Origin of the sequence: Streptomyces sp. NBC_01445 (assembly GCF_035918235.1) — a bacterium.
GTDB lineage: Bacteria > Actinomycetota > Actinomycetes > Streptomycetales > Streptomycetaceae > Streptomyces.
Map to the genome: position 1 here is coordinate 3,490,689 of NZ_CP109485.1, position 21,053 is coordinate 3,511,741.

Genomic DNA, 21,053 nt, shown 5'->3' on the forward strand with positions numbered 1-21,053 from the left:
TACGGGGCACCACTGACAATCCCGCGATCACGGCTGGTGCAGCGGATTGGGCACCGTGCCGTGCACGGCCGCGTGGGGGCGCTGCGACCGGTCGCGGTAACCGTCCAGGTGCAGTCGGTTGCGATTGAGGCAGAGCCGCTCGATACGGGGAGTGAGGAGGTCGAACATCTCGTACCGCTCCTTGAGCTCGGGGAAGCGCGCCTGATGCCGCACGATCTCTGTGCGCACCAGGGACCAGAACTTCTCTTCCGTGACCCCCAGTTCCTTCTCGCACAGGGGCGCCAGATACCGGAAGACGCCGACGAAGAGCCCTGAGTGGATGAACTGGGTCAGGAAGGCGGGCGGCTCGGTGAGCAAGATCTCGCGTACGTCGTGCGGCATGCGGTCGTGTTCGGGCAGCGGCTCGGCGCTCACGTTCACGTCGTCGACGAAGTCCTTCACCGCGAGCCGCACCGGCACGTCGTGGTCGTCGAAGACGACGATGGCGTTCTCCCCGTGCGGGGAGAACACGGTGCCGTAGCGGTAGAGGAAGTGCAGAAGCGGGGGCAGCAGGGCCGCGAAGAGCCGGCGCAGCCACACCTCGGGGGTCAGCCCGGATCGGGCGACGAGCTCCCCGGTGAATGCCCGGCCGTGCGGGTCTACGTGGAGCAGAGAGGCCAGGGTGCGGGCCCGCTCGCCGGGGGCGAGATACCGGGAGACCGGTTCGCGCCAGATGGCGCCCAGCAACTCCTTGTACTGATACGGGACTTCTTCGAGGCCGTCGTATACGGGGTGCTCGACGGCGACCGAAGCCACCTCTCCCAGGAGGATGACCCCGCAATCGTCCTTCAAGAAGGGGTCCGTTTCGCGGAGGGAGTGCATCCACGCCGTGACCGACGGTGCCGCGAGCGTGCGCTCTGTGGGCAGGCCGCGCCACACAAGGGTGTTGAGCACGGACAGCGGAAGCTTCACCGTGTGGCGGTCGGGGCGCGAGATGTTGAGGAACGTACGGATGGACTGCTGGGGTAGGCGCACGTCGCCGTCGGTGGGGAGCGGCACGATGGCGTCCGTCGCGACGGGGCCGGTGAAGAGCGGCAGCACGATGTTGTTCCACTGCCACGGATGTACTGGTAGGTACAGGTAGGCCTGCGGGTCCAGGCCGCGCTCCCGGAGGGCTTCGGCGAAGGAGTCCCGCGCCGCCGGGGAGAGCTCGCGGTCGTACAGCCGATCTGCTGTCGCCAGGTCCGCGACGCCTCTGTAGGCGGCGATCCTCGTGTGGACGGCGATCCACGGAAGTGTCCCGGGGATACGGGCCTCGGGGGCCCAGCGGGCCGTGTCGGAGGCTGAGAACCCCAGGCGGCCCTTGTTGAGGACGAGCCAGGGGTGGCCCGTCTGGTGGCCTTCCAGTTCGGCGTATCCGAGATCGGCGAGCTGGGCCGCGTCGAGCGCGGTGTCGGCGAGACGGGCGTCGGCAGCAAGGGTGACGGTGAGCTCGCGGATGAGATGCCCGAGCGTGGCGCCGTCGAGGCCGAGGACGTGCTTGGCGCGGAGGAGGAAGGCGAGGGGGTCGGTGAAGCGTTCCGGTGGGTTCGCTGTGGTGAGTGACAGCTCGGGCTCGGTGGCGTCCCCGTCCATGTCCGTGTGCGCGGGGCGGCCGGCGGTCTTCTTTGGGCGGCCGGCGATCCACTGGATGCTGCCCGGATCTACGAGCCAGCTGCCGTACGCGCCCCGGCGGGCCCTGAACCGGAACGCGCTGCCCGGGGGCACGTGGGTTCCGTCGACGGGAAGGGTGTACAGGTCTGTCCGCAACAGCCCTGTCCCCTGCCCCGGCCCATGTCCCCGCTCCGGCTCCGGCTCCGGCTCCCGTTTCGGTTCGATGATCTCCTCGTACGCGAACTCCCCGATCATCTTCGCCAGCAGCCGGGCTGCGGCGCCCTCCCAGTTCTCGGAGGTCAGCTCCGCTGGGTCGTACAGAGCGGAGGACGCTGCGGACGGCTGGGGCTCGGACGGATTCGGCACGGGGACTCCTCGGGAGGGAACCGGATCGGGGTGAGCGGTGTACTAAGAGTGACGGGTTCACAGCAGAGCGCGCAGGGCCCGGTCTCGGATCATGAGTGCGGCTCGCTTGTCGGGGAGGTCCACCTCGGCGGAGAAGCGGAAGCCAGCACTCAAGAACGCTGATACGGAGGGGGTGTTGCGAAGGTCCGGCTCCGCGACGACACGTGCGCAGCGCGGGCGATGGTCGAGTACGAGGTCGGCGACGGCCTTGAGCAGGCCTGTGCCGAGTCCTCGGCCGCGGTCGGCGACACCACCGATAAGGAGGTGAACACCTGTGTCGTGCGGGCGGGCGGGGTAGTGGCGCGCCAGCGGGTCGAGGTCGGCGCGGTAGATCTCCCAATAGCTCATCGGAGTGCCGTCCAGTACGCCGAGGCAGGGGACGCTGCGCCCGTCGCCGTCCAGCTGGGGGCGGAGATGGGTCTCCGTGACGCTCTCCGGGCCTTCAAGTTCCCAGAAGGCAGCAACGGCTGGATCGTTCATCCAGCGACTGATCAGCGCCAGGTCGCGTTCGATACGGACGGGAACCAGCTGGAAGACGCCGGAACGTGTGGTGACCGGTCGCCACGCTCCGACGTTGTCGAGCAGGTCGTCGTCCGCCAGGGCCGTCGAGGTGCCGCCCGGTACGTGCGCTCGCGTTCCGTCACCTGTGTGCCCGTAGTCGCCGGAACCCGCATCGGTCCCCTCGCCCGCGCTGCCGTTGACCTGTCCGCCGGGTCCATCCTGCCCGGCGATCAGGTCGATGAGTTCGTCGGGCAGGCGCAGGTCCAGGGTGTCGGCAACATCCGTGCCGCCACCGGGATCGGAGCCAGTGAGCTCGTCGGCGCCGGGGCCCGTGCCCGTGATCTCGTCGGTGACGGCATCAGCAGGGGCGGTGGCGGGCGTGACTCCGGCGTCGGTGCGCGCGTCGGTGGATGACACGGCGACGTTCCTCTCAGGGGATGGGGTGGGGCATGTTCCTCAGGAATGAAGGGGGTTGGCGATGGTGACGTAGACGGACTGGGTGTCGACGGGGCCCACGAGTTCGTCGAGTCCGTGCAGGCGGGTGAGGAGGTTGGCCTTGCAGCGCAGGGCCGGGGAGTCGAGGAGGTATCTGGGCAGAGGGGTGCGGAGCTTGTCCGGGCCTGATGCGACATCGGAGAGGAACCCGCGGAAGGCAGCGAGCAACAGCCGTTCGTCCGCAAGCTGTTGGGAGCCGAAGGCGCCGATGAGACCGAAGATGTTGTTGATCCCGAGGTAGTAGGCGAACCTTTCGTCGGTGACGTCGTCGGAGACGAAGGTGTCGCTGTGGCTGCCGATGCCTGGCAGCCGGCCGTCCAGCTCGGTGCGCCGGGACTCGCGGAAGTAGTAGCCCTGGTTGTCGCGGTAGCGGCCGCCGACGGGCCAGCCCTCGGGGTCGAGCAGCAGCAGTGTGTTCTGCTGATGGGCCTCCAGGGCTACGCCGGCGGTGCTGTCCAGCCAGAGGACGGGGCGCACGACGTGTTCCAGGTAGCGCAGGAACCACTCGGCGGCGACGGCACCGCGGGGGCGTCCGGTACGGCCGGCGAGGCGGGTGATGGTCTCGGCGAGACGGGAGCGCATGAGCTGGCGGTCCCGTTGCCCATGGGCCAGAGCCGGGGGCCTGGGTGACACGAGGCCGGCAATGCAGGCTGCGTCATCTCCGGGTGCGAACGGGTTGTTCCGGATCATCACGTCCAGGCCGGGCACCGGTTCGCCGTCCGGGCCGTTGACAGCGAGCCAGGCCGGGTCGCGAACGATGTCGAATCCCGGGTGAGCGGCCTGCCACTGCTCGAAGAGGCCGGTGCGCAGCAGTCGGTGAACCTCGACGCCGCGGTGGAGTTCCTTACGGAGGTTCTCCCGACGGGAATTGGTGATGCGCAGGCCGATCGAGAGCTTCAGCATGGCCGACGCGTCGGGCTGGTAGAGGGTACGGACGGAGGAGGTGGGGTACCAGGGGGCGCCATGCGGACCGAGGTCACGCAGAAGGCCGGCGTCCAGAAGGGCCGCAGTCTGGGGGCGGTGCTTGAGCTCGCGTACCTGCCAGGGGTGCAGCGGCAGCGCGGCGTGGCCGTCGGGCAGGGGCAGTTCCGTCCCGGCCAGTTGGAGGGCGAGCTGGTCCGCGGGGAGTGGGCGGCCTCGCTGGGTCCAGGCCGAGTCCATCGCGAGCACCGAGCGGTTCACCGCCATCCAGTGCACGGGGAAGGACCCCTGCAACTCGGGCGAGTAGAGCCGGGATTCGGCCTCGGACAGGCCCTCGCGACTCTTCGGGGTCGGATGCAGAGGGTGGCCGAGGAGGAGGGACTGTTCGGCGGCCAGGAAGAGGTCGGTCGTGTCGCGGGGGTTGCTGCGACGGTGAGCGATGAAGTCGGCGGTGCGGCGAACCGAGTCGGCCACGCGCCCCACCAGGTCGGCTCCGTCGCCGGAGAGGCTGGGGTGGGAGTGGTGGAGGGTGGTCGGGCGAGAGGGCTCGGGATGGGGTGACTGCGCCTCCGGGTGAGGGGCCATAGAGGCGGAGGCAGCAGCGACGCCCTCCGGGACGACCTGCGTGCGCGGGGGAACGCTCGGGGTCGGCGACGAGGCGGTCGGCGCCGGGCCGGTCACCGGCTCGGGCCCGGCGTGCGTGCCGGACGTGGTGTCCGGCGTATGCGCCGGCCCTGGGACGACCCCCACCCGTGCGGCGACATCGGCGCCGCTTCCGTCGGCGTCCCTCGCCGGGACTCCGCCCCGCACCGCGGCCGCGCTTCCCGGCCCCGATGCCTCGCGGCTCAGGAGGGCGGCGACTGTGACGGCGTCGACGCGCGGGGCGTCGAGCGGGCCGTCCTGGAGATGGGGCATGCCGAACCGGTGCCAGCCGGTCACGGACCAGTGGTGGACAGGGATGAGGAGGGCGGTGCCACTTGCGGGCAGAGGGATACGCAGAGTGCCGTGCGGGGGTTCGGCCAGATCGTTCTCCCGCACCCAGCAGCGGAGCAGGTTCTCGACGGCCGCGGCCTGGGCCGCGGTGCCGGGGTCGGGATGCTCCAGCAGGTCGGCGGTGGAGCCGTGCAGATGCTCGGCCTCCTGGCTGCCGTCCTTCTGCCGGGGGACCGTCGTCCCGCATTCCGGGGCTAGTTGGGCCTGCGTGTCGCAGGCTCCGCTCGCCTGGGGGCGGTGTCGGTCTTCGGGTGCGGGAGTGGCGTTCAACGGGGCTTCCTTGTGGGGTAGTTGACTCCGTGATGCGGTTGTCCGGACTGTCCGGTGTTCCGCGGCTGTCCGTGGTGGTCCGTGTCGTGGTCGTCGGTGTCGTGGCGGTCCTGGCCCGGTGGGTGTGGGGCCTCGGAACGCGCCCGTCCTGGCAGGGCTATCCCCGATGGGTGCGGGCCGCTTCGGCCAGGGCGTCTGCGAGGCGCTCGACGACCGCGGCAGCCTGTTCGTCGGTAATCGTGAGGGGCGGCAGGAGGCGTACGACGCTGGAGTGGCGGCCGCCGAGCTCGACGATGAGTCCACGACGGAGGCATTCGTGCTGCACGGACGCGGCGAGTTCGGGCGCGGGAAGATGCGGGCTCGCGTCGGGTCCGGCGGGCCGGTTCGGGTCCTGGGCGGCGCCCACGTCGACCAGTTCGACGCCGATCATCAGACCGCGGCCCCGTACGTCCCCGATGCAGGGGTGTTCGGCGGCGAGACCCTGGAGCTGACCCACCATGCGGGCGCCCAGGAGGGCGGCGCGTTCGGCGAGACGGTTCTCCCGGACATAGGCGAGGGTCGCGGCGCCGGCGGCCATGGCGAGCTGGTTCCCGCGGAACGTGCCGGCGTGGGCCCCGGGTTGCCAGACGTCGAGGTCGTCCCGGTAGACGACGACGGCCAGGGGAAGGCTGCCGCCGATCGCCTTGGACAGGACCATGACGTCGGGCACGACTCCGCTGTGTTCGACGGCCCAGAAGGTGCCGGTCCTGCCCACTCCGGTCTGGACCTCGTCGGCGATCAGCGGGATGGAGCGTGCCGAGGTGAGTTCGCGCATCCGGCGCATCCAGGAGTCGGGCGCGGGAATCACTCCGCCTTCCCCCTGGACGGGTTCGAGGATCATGCCGGCGGGGTGCGGCACCCCCGACTTGGGGTCATCGATGAGGGATTCGGTCCAGCGCGCGGAGAGTTCGGCGCCGCGCTCGCCGCCGACGCCGAAGGGACAGCGGTAGTCCTGCGGATAGGGCAGCCGCGCGACCCTGACGTCCTGCGCCCCGCCGGACGCTTCGAGCGCCCCCGCGGTCATCCCGTGGTAGGCGCCGGTGAAGGCGAGCATTCCGCTGCGGCCGGTGGCCGTGCGGACGAGTTTCAGGGCGGCCTCCACCGCGTCGGTGCCGGCCGGTCCGCAGAACTGGATCCGTGCCCGTTCGGCGAGCCCGGCGGGCAGCGTGCGGAAGAGTTCCGTCGTGAAGGCGTCCTTCACGGGGGTGGCCAGATCGAGCACGTGCAGGGGGGCGCCGGAGTCGAGTACGCGTCTGATCGCTTCGAGGACGACGGGGTGGTTGTGGCCGAGGGCCAGCGTGCCCGCGCCGGAGAGGCAGTCGAGGTACCGGCGACCGTCGGCGCCCTCGATGGTCAGGCCGCGCGCCCGCACGGGCACGATCGGCAGGGCGCGCGCATAGGTGCGGGCCGCCGACTCCCGCGCGGACTGCCGCCGCAGGATCCCCTCTTGGGCAGCGCCCTCACGGGCGGCGCCTCCCTCATACCCCGCGGGCACCGCCGCGGGCGCAGGCTCGGTGACGGCCACGACTGCTGGTCCTCCCCCTGGATCCCGCTGGATCCGGTCGAATTCTCGGTGTGGGGGGATCAGTTGACGTACGTGTGTCCGGGGCCGAACCCCAAGGACCGAGCGACGGCACCGAATCCCCCGTACGTACCAACGACGGTGACTGCGCGGGATCACGGGTCGGCGGAAAATCCTTGGCCCGCGGAAGATCCCTGCCGTGACGGAACCGTTGCCGTTCCGTGGATAGTCACCCGCAGCGCGCGCATAGGGTGGGTTGCCGTTCGACGGAGGGCGGAGGGTTCGGTCGCGGGGCGAGGCACATCAAGTGCCGAGCGTGGCGTGACCGGTTCACGACCGCCGGCGGCCGGCACTGCACAGTTCTCGAAGCCCAGGGGGATTCACGACATGCGACCCATACGTCCGCTCTTGACCGTTCAGCGCGGGAGGAGCGTGCGCCGCAGAACCTCCCCCGTGGCGGCCGCTCTCGCCATCGGTGCGGCGCTCGCGCTCACCGCCACCGCGTGCGGTCCTGGCGACGACAACGCGGACTCGAAGCCGACCGCGACCGCGACGCAGGGCGGCAGCGACAAGATCCAGATCCCGGACGACATCAAGGACCGGCTCAAGGAGCACGGTATTGATCTGGACAAGTGGAAGAACGGCGAGTGGAAGAACTGGGACAAGGACAAGTGGCTGCGCGAGGCGCAGGACTACGTCAACCCCATCATCGACGGTCTGTGGGACCCGGACCGGATGCGTGACGCCGACAAGAACCCGGACAACGAGGTCGACGACAACGACATCTCGGGCGACCAGGGCGTGACGGACCCGACGCCGCAGCCGGTGAAGGCCGCGGCCGTCGGCACGCCGTACCACGAGAGCGCACCGTACGCCGGAAAGCTCTTCTTCGACGGCCCCGAGGGGTCGATGGTCTGTTCGGCGACGGTCGTCACGGACCCCGCGCACCCGGGTAAGTCGAACATGGTGTGGACCGCGGGCCACTGCGTGCACGCCGGCAAGAACGGCGGCTGGTACCGCAACATCGCCTTCGTGCCCTCGTACAACAACGCGGGCCTGTCGGACGAGCAGCTCAAGACCGCCACCAAGGAAGAGGTCGCTCCGTACGGCGTCTGGTGGGGCGCGTGGGCGCAGACGTCCGACCAGTGGATCGAGCAGGGCGGCCCGACGGGCGGGCAGGGCGCGCCGTACGACTTCGCGGTCATCCAGGTCACGCCGGAGAAGGGCAGCGAGGGCAAGTCCCTTGAGGAGGCGGTCGGTACGGCCGTACCGGTCGACTTCAACGCGCCCGCGGTGCCCAAGATCGCGACCATGACGGCGAAGGGCTACCCGGCAGCGCCGCCGTACGACGGCCAGACGCTGTACCAGTGCGCCGACAAGCCGGGCCGGCTCTCGCTGGCGAAGGCCGAGCCGACGATGTACCGCATCGGATGCACCATGACCGGCGGTTCGTCCGGTGGCGGCTGGATCGCGCAAGGCTCCAGCGGCAAGCCGTCGCTGGTGTCGAACACGTCGATCGGCCCGGTGACGGCCGGCTGGCTCGCGGGCCCGCGCCTCGGCAAGGAGGCCAAGGGAATTTACGACGCGGTCAGCAAGAAGTACGCCGGCCGGTAGGCAGGCGCCGCCCGTAGGCAGCCCACAGGCAGGCACCGCCAACCGGCAGGCAATGGGCGGCGGCGGGGTGACGAAACCTTCACCACCCCGCCGCCGTTCGTCCCCAACTCCACAGGCATAGTGGGGTGCTGCGTCCGAGATCTCCGCACGGAGCCCAATCCGGACCTGACAAGCTCATGACACATTCAACGGGGGTAACTGCACCATGCGTTCCACACGTCCGTCATCCACGCGGAGCCGGGGCCGGCGTACCGTCCTCGCCGCTACGGGGCTCGCCGCGGCCCTGGCGCTCACCGCCACGGCCTGCGGCCCGAGCGACGACAAGACGAGTGACAAGTCGGCCGCCTCCGCTTCACAGGGCGCCGACGACGGATCCAACGGCCAGCTGCCCGGGGGCATCGCCGACCAGCTCAAGAAGCACGGCATCGACCCGGACAAGTGGCAGAACGGCGCCTGGAAGAACTGGGACAAGGACGACTGGCTGCGCGAGGCCAAGGACTTCGTCAACCCGGTCATCAAGGACCACTGGAAGCCCGAGCGGATGAAGTCCGCCAAGGACCCGGACAAGACGATCGCCGCGAAGGACGCCTCGGCCGACCAGGGTGCCACGGACCCTGAGCCGCAGCCCGTCAAGGCCGTGCCCGAGAAGACCCCGTACCACGACAACGCCGCCCCGGTCGGCAAGGTCTTCTTCGACTCGCCCGAGGGTTCGATGGTCTGCTCCGGCACCGTCGTGAAGGACCCGCGCAACCCGGGCAAGTCCAACCTCGTCTGGACCGCGGGTCACTGCGTGCACGCGGGCTCGGCGGGCGGCTGGTACCGCAACATCGCCTTCGTCCCGGCCTACAACGACCTGGGCAAGTCCGAGGCGCAGCTGCAGAACGCGGCCCCGCAGGAGATCGCCCCGTACGGCACCTTCTGGGCCGACTGGGCCTCCACCTCCAACGAGTGGATCGACACGGGCGCCGAGTCGGGCGGTGCGGGCGCTCCGTACGACTACGCGGTACTGCACGTGAAGCCGGAGCAGGGTTCCAAGTCTCTTGAGGAGACCGTCGGCAACGCGCTGCCCGTCGACTTCTCCGAGCCGGCGGTCCAGTCGGTCAGCAGCATGGGCGCCTGGGGCTACCCGGCCGCGCCGCCGTTCGACGGCCAGCTGATGCACAAGTGCATCGACCGCCCGGGCCGTCTCTCCCTCAGCCCCGACATGCCGACGATGTACCGCATCGGCTGCACCATGACCGGCGGTTCGTCCGGTGGCGGCTGGTTCCGGATGGTCGACGGGAAGACGCAGCTGGTGTCGAACACGTCGATCGGCCCGGCCGAGAACACCTGGCTGGCCGGACCGCAGCTGGGCAAGGGCGCCCAGCAGGTCTTCGACACGATGAGCGAGAAGTACGGCAGCCAGTAACCGCCGGCTTCACCGAACGAACGAGGGCCCGCCCCCAGGAAGTTGGGGGCGGGCCCTCGCCGTCGGCACAGGAGGCCCGGCTGCTGCCGGAGCGTCAGCTCGCGGCCGCCGCCGGAAGGTACGGCGCGAACTCTGCGGCGAGTTCCTCGTGCACCCGCGCCTTGAGCAGGGTGCCGTCCGGGGTGTGCTCCTCGGAGATCACCTCGCCGTCGGCGTGCGCACGCGCGACCAGCTGGCCATGCGTGTACGGCACGAGCGCCTCGATCTCGACCTCGGGACGCGGCAGCTCGTCGTCGATGATCGCGAGCAGCTTGTCCATGCCGAGCCCGGTGCGGGCCGACACCGCGATCGCGCGCTTCTCGACGCGCAGCAGCCGCTGGAGGACGAGCGGGTCGGCCGCGTCCGCCTTGTTGATCACCACGATCTCGGGCACCTTCGTGGCGCCCACGTCGCGGATGACCTCGCGTACGGCGGCCAGCTGCTCCTCCGGCGCCGGGTGCGATCCGTCCACCACGTGCAGGATCAGGTCGGATTCACCGACCTCCTCCATCGTGGAGCGGAACGCCTCGACGAGGTGGTGCGGCAGGTGCCGCACAAAGCCGACCGTGTCGGCCAGCGTGTACAGCCGGCCGCTGGGCGTCTCCGCCCTGCGGACGGTCGGGTCGAGGGTGGCGAACAGGGCGTTCTCCACCAGGACACCGGCGCCCGTCAGACGGTTGAGCAGGGACGACTTGCCCGCGTTGGTGTACCCGGCGATGGCCACCGAAGGCACCTTGTTGCGCTTGCGCTCCTGGCGCTTGATCTCGCGGCCGGTCTTCATCTCCGCGATCTCCCGGCGCATCTTCGCCATCTTCTCGCGGATCCGTCGCCGGTCCGTCTCGATCTTGGTCTCACCGGGACCACGGGTGGCCATGCCGCCGCCGGAGCCGGAGGAGCCACCGCCACCCATCTGCCGGGAGAGCGACTGACCCCAGCCGCGCAGTCGCGGCAGCATGTACTGCATCTGCGCGAGGGCGACCTGCGCCTTGCCCTCTCGGGACTTGGCGTGCTGGGCGAAGATGTCGAGGATCAGGGCGGTCCTGTCGACCACCTTGACCTTGACGACGTCTTCGAGGTGGATGAGCTGGCCGGGGCTCAGCTCACCGTCACACACGACGGTGTCGGCTCCGGTCTCGAGGACGATGTCGCGCAGTTCCAGTGCCTTGCCCGAGCCGATGTACGTCGCCGCGTCGGGCTTGTCCCGGCGCTGGATGACGCCGTCGAGCACCAGGGCGCCGGCGGTCTCGGCGAGGGCGGCCAGCTCCGCGAGGGAGTTCTCCGCGTCGTTCACCGTTCCCGAGGTCCACACGCCGACGAGCACGACCCGCTCCAGGCGGAGCTGCCGGTACTCGACTTCGGTGACGTCCTCGAGCTCGGTGGAGAGACCAGCGACGCGGCGCAGGGCCGCACGCTCGGAGCGGTCGAACTGGTCGCCGTCCCGCTCTTCGTCGATCTCGTGGCTCCAGGCGACGTCCTCTTCCATCAGGGCATCGGCCCGAAGACCTTCGGGGTTGTTCTGCGCGAAGCTCTGCGCGTCCTGGGAAGGGGAAGAAGAGGAGGTCATTGGATCCTTACGTCGAGGTGATACGAACTGGTGACGGTCCGCGCATGACAGCGTGGTCCATCGACTGACACAACGTCCCGGGGCGTCCGTAGATTCCCGGGGCGGCCGTGCCGCCGACCTGGAAGATGGTCGCACGGTACGGCCCGTCTCGTCACCCGACTTATTGCCCGCCGGCGCCGGGCCCGAAGCCTGTCCTGCCTGGGCTGTGCGCCGCCGGTCGATGGCCTACCCCTTGGCCGGCTTCGCCTTCGCCACCGGCGTCGACTTCCAGTCCGGGTGCCCCGGCATCGGCGGCGTCTTCTTCCCGTAGAGCCAGGCCCGGAGGAAGCCCTGGAGGTCGCGGCCCGAGGTCTGCGAAGCGAGGCTGATGAAGTCCGCCGTGCTCGCCGTGCCGTCACGGTGCGTGCGCACCCAGTCGCGCTCCAGGCGCTCGAAGGCCGGGGTGCCGATCTCCTGGCGGAGTGCGTAGAGGACGAGGGCGCTGCCGTCGTAGACCACCGGCCGGAAGATGCTGATCTTCTGGCCCGGCTTCGGGGCCTTGAGGGAGGCCGGCGGACCGCCCGCGGCGCGCCAGCCGTCCGAGGCGCGGTAGGCCGCACGCATGCGCTTGGCCATGGACTGGTGGCCCTTCTCCTGGGCGTAGAGGGCCTCGTACCAGCTGGCATGTCCCTCGTTCAGCCACAGGTCGGACCAGGTGCGGGGGCTGACGCTGTCACCGAACCACTGGTGCGCCATCTCGTGGACCATGATCGAGTCGATGTACCAGGCGGGGTACGCGGGCTCCGTGAAGATCTCCTTCTCGAAGAGGGAGAGCGTCTGGGTCTCGAGCTCGAAGCCGGTCCGGGCCTGGGCGATCAGGAGGCCGTAGTTCTCGAAGGGGTAGCGGCCGACCTTCCCTTCCATCCAGGCGAGCTGGGCGGGTGTCTTCTTGAGCCACGGTTCGAGGACCTTCCGGTACTTGGCGGGGACCACATCGCGGACGGGAAGCCCGTGCGGCCCCTCCCGATGCAGCACCGCGGAGTTACCGATCGAGACCTGCGCCAGCTCGGTGGCCATGGGGTGGAGGGTGCGGTACGACCAGCTGGTGTCCGCGCCATGGCGCATCTTCAGGAAGGGCACCCCGTTGGCCACGACCGTGAGCGCCTTGGGGGCGGTGACCCGGAGCGTGAACAGGGCCTTGTCCGAAGGGTGGTCGTTGCTCGGGAACACACGGTGCCCGGCGTCGGCCTGATTGGCCATGGCGAGACCGTCCTTGGTCTGCACCCAGCCCCCCTCCTCCTTGCCGGGCACCGGGTTGCTGGTGTGCCGCACCGTGATCTCCAGCGGGGCACCCTCCGGGACGGCCCTCTCGGGCGTGACGACCAGGTCTTCGTCGCTGGTGTCGAACCGCGCGGGACTGCCGTTGACCTCCACGGAGCGGACGGTTCCGTGCGAGAAGTCGAGATTCACCTGCTCGAGGCGGGCGGTCGCCGTGGCCTCGAGCTTGGTGACGGCATCGAGCGGCTTCTTGTTGTCGCCGTGGTACGTGAACGCGATGTCGTACGACTCCACGTCGTAACCGGGGTTGCCCAAGTGCGGGAAGAGCCGGTCTCCGATGCCCAGCGGGACGGCCGGCGGCGGGGCGCTCGCGGCGAGAAGTGCGGTGGAGGCGGCCGCGGCGACGAGCGCGGCGCCCATGCGGATGGTGCGGGGGGTGAGCAGCATGAACTACGGCTACCAGCGCCCGCGTCCGGACCCGGGCGGGACGCGCCACACCCACCCGAACGAGACCCTACGAGCTGGTCTGGGCGGAGTGCTGCGCGCGGCTGACGTCGTACACCCCTGCGATGTTGCGCATGGCGCGCATCAGCGCGGGGAGCGTTGTCGCGTCGGGGAGTTGAAGCGTGTAGGTGTGGCGCACACGGCCCTGGGTCGGCGGTTCCACGGTCGCGGAGATGACGGCGACGCTCTCCAAGGCGATGGCTTCGGTGAGATCGGCCAGCAGATGCGGCCGGCTGAAGGACTCGGCGATCAGGGAGACCCGGCACTCCGTGGTGTCGCCCCAGTGCACGCCGACCTCGGCGCGCCCCGCGCTCTTCATGCGCTCCACGCCGTGACACTCCGCGCGGTGCACCGTCACGACACCGCCGCGTACGGCGAAGGCGGTCACCGCGTCGGGCGGCACGGGCGTGCAGCAGCCCGCGAGGCGGACCGTGGCACCCGGCTGGTCCACGACGGCGTTCGCCTCGGCGGGACGGCCCGCAGGGGCGCCCTGAGGCGTCCTGGGGGCCGGCTCCGGGGTGCGCCGGTCCTCGGGCTCGGGCTGGGGTGTGGCCGGGTGGGTCGTGAGCCAGCGCCGGATGGCGATGCGCGCGGCGGGCGTACGGGCATGGTCGAGCCAGTCCCTGGAGGGCTCGGAAGCGGGGTCCTGGCCCATGAGGAGCTGAACGGTGTCCCCGTCGCTCAGGACCGTGCTGAGCGTCGCCAGCCGGCCGTTGACGCGGGCTCCGATGCAGGCGTGGGCGTCCTCGCCGTACTGGGCGTACGCGGCGTCGACGCAGCTGGCGCCCGCGGGCAGGCCGAGCGTGCCGCCGTCGGGCCGGAAGACGGTGATCTCGCGGTCCTGGGCGAGGTCTTCGCGCAGCGTCGACCAGAAGGTGTCCGCGTCCGGGGCGGCCTCCTGCCAGTCGAGGAGGCGGGAGAGCCAGCCGGGCCTGGTCGGGTCGGCGCGCTCCCCGTCACTGTCGGCCTGCTCCTCCGAAGGAGGAGCGTAGGGATTGCCGAGGGCGACGACGCCGGCCTCGGCGACCTTGTGCATCTGATGGGTACGGATGAGGACTTCGGCGACCTCCCCGTCACCGCGCGACACGGCTGTGTGCAGCGACTGGTACAGGTTGAACTTCGGTACAGCGATGAAGTCCTTGAACTCCGAGACGACCGGCGTGAAGCACGTGTGCAGCTCGCCGAGCACCCCGTAGCAGTCGGCGTCCTCGCCGACGAGCACCAGCAGGCGCCCGAAGTCCGCACCGCGCAGCGTTCCGCGCTTGCGTCTCGACCGGTGCACGGAGACGAAGTGCCGTGGCCTGATCAACACTTCGGCCGTGATACCGGCGTCCTTCAGGACGGCGCGGGCGTCCTCGGCGATCTCCGCGAGGGGGTCGGTGTGCCGCGCGTCGTTGGCCGCGATGAGCTCGCGCGTCACCGTGTACTCGTCGGGGTGCAGGATCGCGAAGACGAGGTCCTCGAGCTCGGTCTTGAGCGCCTGGACGCCGAGGCGTTCTGCGAGCGGGATGAGCACGTCCCGGGTGACCTTGGCGATGCGCGCCTGTTTCTCGGGGCGCATCACGCCGAGGGTGCGCATGTTGTGCAGCCGGTCGGCGAGTTTGATCGACATGACCCGCACGTCGTTGCCGGTGGCGACGAGCATCTTGCGGAAGGTCTCGGGTTCGGCGGCCGCTCCGTAGTCGACCTTTTCGAGCTTGGTCACACCGTCGACGAGATAGGCGACCTCTTCGCCGAATTCCGTACGCACTTGATCGAGCGTCACCTCGGTGTCCTCGACGGTGTCGTGGAGGAGGGACGCGGTCAGCGTCGTGGTCTCGGCGCCCAGCTCGGCGAGGATCAGCGTCACGGCGAGGGGGTGTGTGATGTAGGGCTCGCCGCTCTTGCGCATCTGTCCCCGGTGGGAGGACTCGGCGAGGACGTACGCCCGGCGCAGCGGCTCAAGGGGGGCTTCCGGGTGGTGGGCGCGGTGGGCCTCGACCACGTGTCCGATCGCGTCGGGCAGCCGGTTGCCCGCGGCGGGGCCGAGGAGCGCGGCCCAGCCGATGCGGCGCAGGTCGATCCGGGGACGGCCGCGCCGGCGGTGCGCGCCCGGTGTGACCGGGCCCGGCGTCGCGGGATTGGTCGCCTCCGCACTCATGAGCACCTCCGGCTGCGTCGACCGGCGGCGGTCTGCGGGGTTCCCGCCCGGGCCGGTGCTTGATGCTACCGAGCCCATCACGTGGAGCAGTCCCCCTCTCGCCCAGCGTGAAACGGATCACCCATTCGAGCGAACGTTCAGGGGTTTACGGTTTCGAGACCCGCCAGCCAGTCCGTGTCGATCTCCCCCTCGGCGACGATCACCGCGGGTCCTGTCATCTCGATCTCCCCGTCGGCCCGCTCCGTGATCACCAGCTGTCCGCCGGGCAGATCCACTGCGTACGTCACCGGCGATCCGGTGACCGCCGGGTCCAGGCCGTCCCTGCGGGCCGCCGCGACGGCCACGGCGCACGCGCCCGTGCCGCACGAGCGGGTCTCGCCCACACCGCGCTCGTGGACCCTCATGGCTACGTGACGGGGGCCGCGGTCGACGACGAACTCGACGTTCACCCCGTCCGGGTAGGCCGTGGCCGGGGTGAAGGGCGGGGCGGAGAAGAGGTTGCCGGCCTGGGCGAGGTCGTCCACGAAGGCGACGGCGTGGGGGTTGCCCATGTTCACGTTGCGCGCGGGCCAGCTGTGGTCGGCGACGCTGACGGTGACATCCCCTTCGGGGAGGAGGGCCTTGCCCATGCCGACCGTGATGTCGCCCTCCTTGTCGATGTGCACGCTCTTCACGCCTCCGCGCGTGGCCACCGCGAGGTCGCCCTCGCCGACATGGCCGGCGCGCTGAAGGTAGTGGGCGAACACACGCACGCCGTTGCCGCACATCTCGGCGACCGAGCCGTCGCCATTGCGGTAGTCCATGAACCACTCGGCCTCGGACGCCAGGTGCCGCGCGTCGGGGTGGGCTGCGGAGCGCACCACGTGCAGCAGGCCGTCACCGCCGATTCCGGCTCGTCGGTCGCACAGGGCTGCGACGGCCGCCGGGGGCAGCTCCAGGGCGTTCTCCGGGTCGGGGACGATCACGAAGTCGTTCTCGGTCCCGTGCCCCTTGAGGAAGGCGATCCGCGTGCTCATTCCTCGATCGTACGGGGTGGCGACGACAACCCATCGGGACGTCCCATTACGCGGACCGGCCCAGCCTGATCGGAACGAAAGGCACTAGCGCAGGCGGGCGACGCGCCACACGGCGAGGACGGCGACTGCGGCAACCACGACTGCGTACGCGCCGACGACCCGCCAGTCCGGGCGCCGGCCCGATCCCCGGGCCGGGAAGCCGGGCCAGGTGTAGCCGACGCGGCGCGCGGCCATCATTCCCCAGCCCGCGGCGCAGGAACTGATCAGCAGCCCCAACATCGCCACGACGGCCCCGCCGTCCCCGAACTCGAAGAAGAGCGGGAAGGCGAACATCAGGGAGCCGATCGCGGAGAGGATCACAATGGGCGCGAGCTGCCACAGGCGCAGGCGCCGCTGCGGGCGCAGCTCCACCTCGACCTCGGCGCCTCCGGTCTGCGATGCGAGCTCCTCGGCCGTGGGGCCGTCGGCGATCACACCGTCCGGGGTCGCGTCCGGTCCGTCAGGGCTCAGCTGTTCCCCGCCGGGTGCGGTGTCACGAGGGCCGGCCTCCATCGCCACGCGCCCTCCCACTTCGGACTCCACTGGTCGATCGATGGTCGATGATGGCACGCTCCCAGGGGCCGCGATGACGGCCGGAGCGTCCCGATGCCATCACGTGATCAGGCTGTAACCGGTCGTTCGATCAACGTCATTGCCCGGGCCGGGAGTTCCCCGCGTTCGGCCGCCTCGCCGCTGAGCCAGTGGACGCGCGGATCGCGCCGGAACCACGAGTCCTGACGGCGCGCGAAGCGCTTGGTGGCGCGGACGGTCTCGGCGCGCGCCTCGTCCTCGGTGCACTCCCCGGCCAGCGCGGCGAGCACCTGCTGGTAGCCGAGCGCGCGCGACGCCGTACGCCCTTCCCGCAGGCCGCGCGCCTCCAGGGTGCGCACCTCGTCCACGAGGCCGGCGTCCCACATGCGGTCGACGCGGGTCGCGATGCGCTCGTCGAGTTCGGGGCGCGCCACGTCCACGCCGATCTGGACGGTGTCGTAGACGGACTCGTGTCCGGGCAGGTTGGCCGTGAAGGGCTTGCCTGTGATCTCGATGACTTCGAGGGCCCGGACGATGCGCCGGCCGTTGCTCGGCAGGATCGCCTTGGCGGCCCCGGGGTCGGAGACGGCGAGGCGGGCGTGCAGGGCGCCGGAGCCGCGCAGGGTGAGCTCCTCCTCCAGGCGTGCGCGCACCTCGGGGTCGGTGCCCGGGAACTCCAGGTGGTCCACCGCTCCGCGGACGTAGAGGCCGGAGCCGCCGACCAGGACGGGCCAGCGTCCTGCGGCGAGCAGCCGGTCGATCTCGGCGCGGGCGAGCTTCTGGTATTCCGCGACGCTGGCCGCCTCGGTGACGTCCCAGATGTCCAGGAGGTGGTGCGGAACCCCGTCACGTTCCTCGGGCGTCAGTTTGGCGGTGCCGATGTCCATCCCCCGGTAGAGCTGCATGGAGTCGGCGTTGACGACCTCGCCGCCCAGCTCTCTGGCGAGAAAAACGCCCAGATCGGACTTTCCGGCCGCAGTGGGTCCGACGACGGCGATGACCCGCGGAGCGGGAGCTGCACTACTCACCGCCCCAGTCTCGCAAACCTCGGGACCTCTTCCCGAACGAGCTACGTGACGCCACAGGTCCGGGGTCGTTCCCTGTTGCGAGGTTCCGACCGCCGGTTTCGAGTACCTCAGGCCCGGGCGATGCAATCGGACGCACCGGGCGACGCGGGATTTCGCCCGCACGAGTAACGTATGGAGTTGAAATGGGTGTTTTCGCCAGGTTCCGCCGGAAGTCGAAGGACACGGAGGAGGCGTCAACCAGTGAGGCGCAGGCCGCCACTCTGACGGCCGAGCCCGAGGCCGAGGGCTCCTCCCCCGGGACTTCCGAGGCTGCCGACACCTCCGCAGCCGCCGACGCTGCGGCGCCGGAGGCGTCCACAGAGGCTGCCGATACCCCCGAGCCCGCCACGGCGGAGCCCGTGGAGATCCCGAAGCAGCAGTCCGCGGAGCAGGCCGCCGACAACGAGGCCGGTGACAGCGCCCGCAAGTAGTCCCCCGCCAGTGAAGGTGAACCCATGGGAATCATGGACACGCTGAAAGCCAAGCTCAGCAAGGACAAGGCCTCGGACCTCGCGCAGCAGCACGGGGACAAGATCGACCAGGGTCTGGACAAGGCCGGGAAGACGGCCGACCAGAAGACCCAGGGCAAGTACAGCGACCAGATCCAGACAGGCACGAGCAAGGCCAAGGACGCTATGGACCGCTTCGGGGGTCCGGGCCAGGACAAGGGCGGTAGCTCGGGTGGCGGGGCCACCCCGCCACCTCCTCCCGCCTCCTGAGACGCGGTACCCGCACAAGGTGACGGCCGCGGACCCTTGCGGTTCCGCGGCCGTCACCTTTCGTCTGTGAGCGCTCTGCTACAAGTGCGTGCGCGCTCGTCTACGACCAGCTGGCGACGAAGTAGCCGACTCCGTAGGGAGCGTCCTCGTAAAGGACGCTCCAGTTCTGGCACTCGTCCTGGTCCTCGTCCTCGACGGAGGCCGCCGTGAGGATCTGCCACGGGGAGCGGCAGGAGATCTTGAGTTCGCGGGCGAGGTCCGCGTCGAGGTTCGCGAAGAATCCGTCGCGATCGCCGTTGCCCAGGGCCTGAGCGATCGACGCGTCGACCCCTTCGGCACGGTCGTCCAGATACCCGGGGGCCTTGACGCTGCGGCAGGCCGTCCCGTCGCCCATGACCAGGAATCCCACGCGGTCGGCCCGTGCCGCGAGGTGCACGCCGTCCTCGCCGTTGGCGGGCCAGGACCTGTCGCTCTCGACCTCGTAGCCCTCCACAGGGCCGGTCCACCCGGCGCGGTCGAGCAGCCAGGCGCCCACCGTGAGGGATAGGGGCAGCCGGTGCGCCGGTGCCTCGGAGTCGGGAGCCGCGCCCAGGCGGACCTCGCGGTCGACACCGAACGGCTGGAAACCGCCCATGGCGCCCTGCTTGTGCGTACGGGTCGCGGGCCCTTCGCCGACGACCACGATCAGGTCGGGCCGGGCGGCCAGGACCGCGCGGACGGCCTCGTCGCAGGCCGCGCGCGCGGCCTCCAGCTCGGGGGCCGCACCCACGGCGACCTCGGGTACGAGCAGGGGCGGGCAGGGACAGACGGCGGCGGCGACAAGCATGATCGGCAGCCTACTGCGCGGCACGTGGCCCGCAGGGAGTGGTGCCGTCAGTTGACGGCGCAGCCGCCCGTGGCCGCCGGCAGCGGGGCCGGGACGCCCACCGAGGGCAGGCCCAGCATGACGCCCTGTTTCTGCTGGGGCTCCGCGTTCCGCTTCTCCCAGGCGTCACCCGCGCGCGTGCGGCGCACGTCGAGGACGTCGCCCTCGGCGAGCAGGTGGTGCGGGGCCGCGTACGTGATCTCGACAGTGACGACGTCACCGGGTCGCACCTCGGCGTCCGGCTTGGTGAAGTGCACCAGGCGGTTGTCGGGGGCGCGGCCGGACAGGCGGTGCGTGGCGCCGTCCTTGCGGCCCTCGCCCTCGGCGACCATCAGCTCCAGGGTGCGGCCGACCTGCTTCTTGTTCTCGTCCCAGGAGATCTCCTCCTGGAGCTCGACCAGGCGCATGTAGCGCTCCTGGACGACCTCCTTGGGGATCTGGCCCTCCATGGTCGCCGCCGGGGTCCCGGGGCGCTTGGAGTACTGGAAGGTGAAGGCATTCGCGAAGCGGGCCTCGCGGACCGCGTGCATGGTCTGCTCGAAGTCCTCCTCGGTCTCGCCGGGGAAGCCCACGATGATGTCCGTGGAGATGGCGGCGTGCGGGATCGCGGCGCGCACCTTCTCGATGATCCCGAGGTAGCGTTCCTGCCGGTAGGACCGGCGCATCGACTTCAGGACGGTGTCCGAGCCGGACTGCATCGGCATGTGCAGCTGCGGCATCACGTTCGGCGTCTCGGCCATGGCCGCGATCACGTCGTCCGTGAAGTCGCGCGGGTGCGGGGAGGTGAAGCGCACCCGCTCCAGGCCCTCGATCTTCCCGCAGGCGCGCAGAAGCTTGCTGAAGGCCTCGCGGTCGCCGATGTCCGAGCCGTACGCGTTCACGTTCTGGCCGAGCAGCGTGATCTCGCTGACGCCCTCGCCGACGAGCGCCTCGATCTCGGCGAGGATGTCGCCCGTCCTGCGGTCCTTCTCCTTGCCGCGCAGGGCGGGCACGATGCAGAAGGTGCAGGTGTTGTTGCAGCCTACGGAGATGGAGACCCAGGCCGCGTAGGCGCTCTCGCGGCGCGTGGGCAGCGTCGAGGGGAACGCCTCCAGGGACTCGGCGATCTCGACCTGCGCCTCCTCCTGGACGCGGGCACGCTCCAGGAGGACCGGCAGCTTGCCGATGTTGTGCGTGCCGAAGACGACATCCACCCACGGGGCCCGCTGCACGATGGTGTCGCGGTCCTTCTGCGCGAGGCAGCCGCCGACGGCGATCTGCATGCCGGGCCGCTTCGTCTTCATCGGCGCCAGGCGACCGAGATTGCCGTACAGCCTGTTGTCCGCGTTCTCGCGGACGGCGCACGTGTTGAAGACGACGACATCGGCATCACCGTCGGCGCCCTCGGGCGCACGGACGTATCCGGCGTCCTCAAGGAGGCCGGAGAGCCGCTCGGAGTCGTGGACATTCATCTGGCACCCGTAGGTGCGCACCTCGTAGGTCTTCGCGCTCATCTCGCACACCAGGGTACGG

At 70.4% G+C, this 21,053-nt stretch carries 16 protein-coding genes; 4 read left to right on the forward strand and 12 right to left on the reverse strand.

Going from position 1 to position 21,053, the window contains the following annotated elements:
- Positions 1 to 27: 27 nt before the first annotated feature.
- The 4 genes from OG574_RS15880 to OG574_RS15895 all read right to left on the reverse strand — a co-directional run bounded on the left by OG574_RS15880 (position 28) and on the right by OG574_RS15895 (position 6,781).
- A complete protein-coding gene (locus tag OG574_RS15880; RefSeq protein WP_326773783.1) occupies positions 28 to 1,998 on the reverse strand; it encodes an IucA/IucC family protein in 1,971 nt (656 codons plus the stop codon).
- A gap of 57 nt (positions 1,999 to 2,055) precedes the next feature.
- Positions 2,056 to 2,955: a GNAT family N-acetyltransferase gene (locus tag OG574_RS15885; protein ID WP_326773784.1), complete on the reverse strand. Its 900-nt coding sequence runs from the start codon at positions 2,953 to 2,955 to the stop codon at positions 2,056 to 2,058.
- A 39-nt stretch (positions 2,956 to 2,994) separates the two neighbouring features.
- On the reverse strand, positions 2,995 to 5,217 hold the full coding sequence (locus OG574_RS15890; RefSeq protein WP_326773785.1) for an IucA/IucC family protein: 2,223 nt from the start codon (positions 5,215 to 5,217) through the stop codon (positions 2,995 to 2,997).
- A 157-nt stretch (positions 5,218 to 5,374) separates the two neighbouring features.
- Positions 5,375 to 6,781: a diaminobutyrate--2-oxoglutarate transaminase family protein gene (locus tag OG574_RS15895; RefSeq protein ID WP_398376253.1), complete on the reverse strand. Its 1,407-nt coding sequence runs from the start codon at positions 6,779 to 6,781 to the stop codon at positions 5,375 to 5,377.
- A 384-nt stretch (positions 6,782 to 7,165) separates the two neighbouring features.
- On the opposite strand from OG574_RS15895, the gene OG574_RS15900 reads away from it, so the two are divergent.
- Together OG574_RS15900 and OG574_RS15905 are read left to right on the forward strand one after the other, a co-directional pair.
- Complete coding sequence (locus OG574_RS15900; protein ID WP_326773786.1) at positions 7,166 to 8,392, forward strand: trypsin-like serine peptidase; 1,227 nt, start codon at positions 7,166 to 7,168, stop codon at positions 8,390 to 8,392.
- A gap of 205 nt (positions 8,393 to 8,597) precedes the next feature.
- Positions 8,598 to 9,800 carry a trypsin-like serine peptidase gene (locus OG574_RS15905; RefSeq protein WP_326773787.1) on the forward strand — a complete coding sequence of 401 codons (1,203 nt, stop codon included), beginning with the start codon at positions 8,598 to 8,600 and terminating at the stop codon, positions 9,798 to 9,800.
- A gap of 94 nt (positions 9,801 to 9,894) precedes the next feature.
- On the opposite strand, the gene hflX is transcribed toward OG574_RS15905, so the two are convergent.
- The 6 genes from hflX to miaA all read right to left on the reverse strand — a co-directional run bounded on the left by hflX (position 9,895) and on the right by miaA (position 17,918).
- Positions 9,895 to 11,403, reverse strand: a complete 1,509-nt coding sequence (gene hflX / locus OG574_RS15910) for a GTPase HflX (protein ID WP_326773788.1) — start codon at positions 11,401 to 11,403, stop codon at positions 9,895 to 9,897.
- 225 nt (positions 11,404 to 11,628) lie between these two features.
- Positions 11,629 to 13,107, reverse strand: a complete 1,479-nt coding sequence (locus OG574_RS15915) for a M1 family metallopeptidase (RefSeq protein ID WP_326773789.1) — start codon at positions 13,105 to 13,107, stop codon at positions 11,629 to 11,631.
- Between the two features lie 67 nt (positions 13,108 to 13,174).
- The gene (locus tag OG574_RS15920) at positions 13,175 to 15,304 is read right to left on the reverse strand and encodes a RelA/SpoT family protein (RefSeq protein WP_326773790.1); all 2,130 of its coding nucleotides are present in this window, start codon (positions 15,302 to 15,304) and stop codon (positions 13,175 to 13,177) included.
- 137 nt (positions 15,305 to 15,441) lie between these two features.
- Positions 15,442 to 16,320, reverse strand: a complete 879-nt coding sequence (gene dapF / locus OG574_RS15925) for a diaminopimelate epimerase (RefSeq protein WP_326773791.1) — start codon at positions 16,318 to 16,320, stop codon at positions 15,442 to 15,444.
- An 84-nt stretch (positions 16,321 to 16,404) separates the two neighbouring features.
- Positions 16,405 to 16,872: a hypothetical protein gene (locus OG574_RS15930; protein ID WP_100591101.1), complete on the reverse strand. Its 468-nt coding sequence runs from the start codon at positions 16,870 to 16,872 to the stop codon at positions 16,405 to 16,407.
- Between the two features lie 107 nt (positions 16,873 to 16,979).
- Entirely contained in the window at positions 16,980 to 17,918 is a 939-nt protein-coding gene (gene miaA, locus OG574_RS15935) for a tRNA (adenosine(37)-N6)-dimethylallyltransferase MiaA (RefSeq protein ID WP_326773792.1), read from the reverse strand.
- 182 nt (positions 17,919 to 18,100) lie between these two features.
- Between miaA and OG574_RS15940 the strand changes: the two genes are divergently transcribed.
- Entirely contained in the window at positions 18,101 to 18,388 is a 288-nt protein-coding gene (locus tag OG574_RS15940) for a hypothetical protein (RefSeq protein WP_326773793.1), read from the forward strand.
- 24 nt (positions 18,389 to 18,412) lie between these two features.
- A complete protein-coding gene (locus OG574_RS15945; RefSeq protein ID WP_100591098.1) occupies positions 18,413 to 18,676 on the forward strand; it encodes an antitoxin in 264 nt (87 codons plus the stop codon).
- A gap of 100 nt (positions 18,677 to 18,776) precedes the next feature.
- On the opposite strand, the gene OG574_RS15950 is transcribed toward OG574_RS15945, so the two are convergent.
- Complete coding sequence (locus OG574_RS15950) at positions 18,777 to 19,502, reverse strand: class III extradiol dioxygenase subunit B-like domain-containing protein (RefSeq protein ID WP_326773794.1); 726 nt, start codon at positions 19,500 to 19,502, stop codon at positions 18,777 to 18,779.
- Positions 19,503 to 19,549: 47 nt separating this feature from the next.
- Positions 19,550 to 21,034 (reverse strand): tRNA (N6-isopentenyl adenosine(37)-C2)-methylthiotransferase MiaB, encoded by a 1,485-nt coding sequence (miaB, locus tag OG574_RS15955; RefSeq protein WP_326773795.1) that lies wholly within the window; start codon positions 21,032 to 21,034, stop codon positions 19,550 to 19,552.
- Positions 21,035 to 21,053: the final 19 nt, after the last annotated feature.